Origin of the sequence: Pseudoflavonifractor sp. 60 (genome assembly GCF_009911645.1) — a bacterium.
In the GTDB taxonomy this organism is placed as follows: domain Bacteria; phylum Bacillota; class Clostridia; order Oscillospirales; family Oscillospiraceae; genus Lawsonibacter.
On sequence record NZ_QWKI01000309.1, the window covers coordinates 1 to 3,698 of the forward strand.

Annotated in this window: 5 protein-coding genes and 2 pseudogenes; all 7 read right to left on the bottom strand. The window is 57.4% G+C overall.

Annotation, left to right across the window (positions count from 1 at the left end):
* Nucleotides 1-182: pseudogene (locus D1646_RS22020) on the bottom strand (hypothetical protein); the annotation flags it as partial.
* Nucleotides 175-654, bottom strand: a complete 480-nt coding sequence (locus D1646_RS22025) for a phage holin family protein (protein ID WP_160638475.1) — start codon at nucleotides 652-654, stop codon at nucleotides 175-177. The gene D1646_RS22025 and the pseudogene D1646_RS22020, both read right to left, overlap by 8 nt.
* 4 nt (nucleotides 655-658) lie before the next feature.
* Nucleotides 659-799, bottom strand: coding sequence for an XkdX family protein (locus tag D1646_RS22030; protein WP_160638476.1), 141 nt, complete (start codon nucleotides 797-799; stop codon nucleotides 659-661).
* Nucleotides 800-809: 10 nt separating this feature from the next.
* A complete protein-coding gene (locus D1646_RS22035; protein ID WP_160638477.1) occupies nucleotides 810-1,160 on the bottom strand; it encodes a hypothetical protein in 351 nt (116 codons plus the stop codon).
* A 15-nt stretch (nucleotides 1,161-1,175) separates the two neighbouring features.
* Nucleotides 1,176-1,937 carry a hypothetical protein gene (locus tag D1646_RS22040; RefSeq protein ID WP_160638478.1) on the bottom strand — a complete coding sequence of 254 codons (762 nt, stop codon included), beginning with the start codon at nucleotides 1,935-1,937 and terminating at the stop codon, nucleotides 1,176-1,178.
* Between the two features lies 1 nt (nucleotide 1,938).
* On the bottom strand, nucleotides 1,939-2,328 hold the full coding sequence (locus D1646_RS22045) for a collagen-like protein (protein WP_160638479.1): 390 nt from the start codon (nucleotides 2,326-2,328) through the stop codon (nucleotides 1,939-1,941).
* An 11-nt stretch (nucleotides 2,329-2,339) separates the two neighbouring features.
* Nucleotides 2,340-3,698 (bottom strand): annotated as a pseudogene (locus D1646_RS22050) (hypothetical protein); the annotation flags it as partial.

Sequence of the window (3,698 nt, forward strand, 5' to 3'; positions counted from 1 at the left end):
ACCGACCAATTGCAGGCATCCAGCGGGGTGCAGGTCTGGCCGGTAAGCGTCTCGATGACCATAGCCGCGCAGCTGGGACCGCAGCCGGAGCCCCCCACCGTGGCGGTCTCACCCTTTACCTGGTAGGGCTTGTCCCTCCACCGGGGGTCGGTCTGAAGGTAAGACACCGGCTGTTTATTCATCCCCGTCCTCCTTGCCCAGCGCATCCCCTGCCTTGTCCACGGCGCTCTTGCTCATGGCCAGCAGCTTGACCAGCCAGACGGGGACGGGCGCGCCCATTGCAACTGCGTTCTCGGTGATGGAGCCCAGCTCCGTGACGATGTACCACACCAGCACCACCGGGCACACCAGGCCGGGGTACTGGATGGGCAGAGCCAGTACGGGTAGATTGAGCAGCACAATCTCAATCAGCAGGTCCGCGCCGGCGGCCACCAGGACCACCACGATCATGCCGGCTTTGTGCCAGATACCCTCCCGGGCGTGGGCGGAGGACCAACTGCCCTCCTTACAGGCGGCGGCAGTGCCGGACAGATAATCCAGCGCCATGAAGCCCACCCAAAATACCACCAGCCAGCCCAGCCAGCCCCACAGGCCGGTGAGCGCCCCGATTGCGGCGGCCACGGCTGCTTTCATCGCGTTGATGTTCTCGTCCATGCCGTCAGCCCTCCTGGGAGTAGCGCTCCCCGGTGATCTCCTGGAACTGCTCCGGAGTGATGACCCCCTTCTTCACGGCGGAGCGCACCATGGCGGCGCTCCAGAGCTTGCGGTCAAAGTTGCGCTTGATGATATCGTAGTTCATAAGTACCTCCTTATACCTCGTCGGGCAGACTGTTCAGGGCCAGAAACTCCAGGGCGGCGGCAGTGCGCTCCTCCACGCTGGGGCCGGGGTCGGGGGGATTGTCCTCAAAGTCCTCAATGGCCGCCAGCACCTCCTGGTCGGTCATGCCATCGGTGATGGCCGCACCGGCCTTCTTGTAGTGAGCCATGGTGGCGCTGTACTCCATGGCGCAGCCGCCGTTGATGGGCGGCGCGGTGATGACCATCTTAACCCCCGGCAGCTTCGCCCAGGGATAGCGGTCCGCCCACTCCTGAGCCGTGAACTGCGCCCCGCTGGGGGTTATGATGGAGTCGGTTTTGTTCCAGATTTGGTAGCGTGCCATTTTTCATGTCTCCTTTCAAATAGTGGGGCCCGCAACCAAAGGCTTTGTCGCGTCTCCACTGGATTGAAAATCTCCGGTTACCAGGTCGTAAATTCCGACAAGCCCGTCCGGATTGATGCAAGGGACCCATTCGTTTATAATTGCATCATTTTGATAGATTCTCAGAGAATATAAATTGCAGTTTATCATCAACCTATATATAGTAGAGGTTAAAGAGTTGACTGTATAGGACGCAAGACGGGAAGCAAATAACGCCGGAGCAATACTCTTACTCATCTTACTTGGCGCAGTAATTGAGGCTGGACCCTTTCCGTTGACTGTAAGTGTTTTGCTTATATAGTCCCATGTTATATTTAAAACATCCCCAATCATATCGGAAATTGAGATTGAGCCCCCGCCCACATTATTTATGGTGCCTCTAGTTGAGTAGTACAGCCCATGTTCTGTTTGTATTGTGGTCGCAGATGCAGATGAAGAAGTTTTATAACTGCAATATGCGCCGAAAATATATGCTCCACTACTATAAGCAGAATTGTAAGGGTCATTGATTTTCATGGATATTTCAAACTTTTTGTTGCCAAAAGGAGCCGATGCAGCGGCCAGCCCAAAATTTGAAATGTATCCGAGATTAGGATTGCTGATATACTCCAGCTCTGTATACCCGGCGGGCAGTCTGGATACTTTTTGAAAGATTAAATCGTCCCCCAGGTATACTTTTCCAATTGTCTCATCCCCCAGAAAACACTTTTTCACTTTTTTGCCGTCAATGCAGATCATGTCAGTCCTCCGGGATCAGATAGAAGGTGCCAGGGTCGCGTCTCTCCAGCGCGTCGTACTCGTCCTGGGTCAGCTTGACCAGAGGAATGTCCTTCCCGTCCCGGCCCGCCGGTCCCTGTTCCCCCTGGGGGCCTTGCTCTCCCTGGGGTCCCTGAGGGCCGGGCTCTCCCTTGGGACCCTGCTCACCTTGCGGCCCGACGGGACCCTGAGGGCCAACCTCCCCCTGAATGCCTTGGGGCCCCTGTTCCCCCTGCGGTCCCTGTGCTCCGGGAGGTCCCTGAGAACCCTGCGGCCCCGGTATTCCCTGAGGGCCCTGGGGACCGGTATCCCCCCTGGGTCCCTGCCGCCCCCTAGCCCCGGCCACCTTCTTGCCATTTACATAGATTGCCATAGGAATCTCCTTTACACATAGCGATAAATATCAACCGCACTTGAATAGCTGTACCTACCGCCCAACAAAGCGTAATTTCCAACTGTTGCTGCAGCAGCCCCAGGACGGTTTGTTTTCAGGCTGGTGGGCGTTGTATGAGTCAGGTATGGGTCATAGGCGTCCATAGCAGCGGAAAAATAACGAGACGATGCAGCGTTGGGGGTTCCAGTTGTGGTGTATCCGCCGCCAAACAGGGCGTGCCCGCCAACGGCTGTAGCGCCCATGCGGCCTCGGGCAACCTGGAGAGCTTCAGCTGTTATGCGGGTAAGAAACATATCATATGCCTCTGCGGCAGCAGAGGCTGAATACCGACTTCCGCCAGCAAACACAACATAATTTCCTGCCCTTGCAGCGGCAAGATCAATGCGCCGTTCGCTCAACTGTGTTGGAGTACTGCGAGTCAGACTGGCATTGTATGCGTATACTGTTGTGGTTTCGCCGCCCGCAAACAGTACATAGTTTTCTGTAGCAGCTGCTGCATGGCGTCCCACGGGCTGAGTAAATGGCGTGGGTATGCTGTGGGTCAGATTGACGTCATATGCGTCCACGATACTGGAATAAGTATAATCTTCCAGATTCCCTCCGCCGAACAGGGCAAAATTACCAACTGTTGCTGCCGCCGCGCCATACCGCCCTTCGCTGAGAGGTGTTTTTGTGCTGCGGGTCAGGCTAGCGCTGTATGCCTCTACATCGCTTTTGGGAGTACCGTTGTACCCTCCCGCAAACAGGGCAAAATTGCCAACTGCTGCTGCAACGAGAGAATATCTACCGGCATTAAGGGAGGATGGGGTACTGTGGACCAGATTCATGCTATAAGCATCCATTGCATGAAAGGAGCCGCCATTGGAATGCCCGCCAGCAAACAAAACATAGTCTCCCACAGCAGCTGCAGCCAAGCGGTCGCGGCCTGAACTGAGAGGTGTTCCAGCGGAGTAATACTCAATATGCACCTCCGCGGTGAGGGCGGCGGCGTACCGGGAAGAGACCTCAATGGTCACGGAATTGTACTGTGCCACGCCCCGACGGGCGGTGACGGTCCACTGGCCTTCCAGGGGCAGCTCCAGGGTTACGGTGCCGGTGGTGGAAAGGGCCTCCACCTGGGCCCCGCCGGAGTGGGTGGCGGTGACCACGGCCCCCACGTCGGCGGTGACGGTCAGCGTGGCCAGAAAGCTCTGCTCCACCGCGCCGGCCACTCCGAAGATGGAGACTCCCTTCTTGATGTTGCCGGAGGTGAGGTTGGGGTCCCCCTGGATGGTCTGGACACCGCTCAGATACTGGCCGTTGGCGATGGTCTGGGCCTGGGTACCGGGGGTATAGGTGCGCGCGCCCAG

Coding starts and splice junctions, on each gene's coding strand:
- D1646_RS22035 (WP_160638477.1), bottom strand. CDS start 1,160: ATGGCACGCTACCAAATCTGGAACAAAACCGACTCCATCATAACCCCC.
- D1646_RS22030 (WP_160638476.1), bottom strand. CDS start 799: ATGAACTACGATATCATCAAGCGCAACTTTGACCGCAAGCTCTGGAGC.
- D1646_RS22040 (WP_160638478.1), bottom strand. CDS start 1,937: ATGATCTGCATTGACGGCAAAAAAGTGAAAAAGTGTTTTCTGGGGGAT.
- D1646_RS22025 (WP_160638475.1), bottom strand. CDS start 654: ATGGACGAGAACATCAACGCGATGAAAGCAGCCGTGGCCGCCGCAATC.
- D1646_RS22045 (WP_160638479.1), bottom strand. CDS start 2,328: ATGGCAATCTATGTAAATGGCAAGAAGGTGGCCGGGGCTAGGGGGCGG.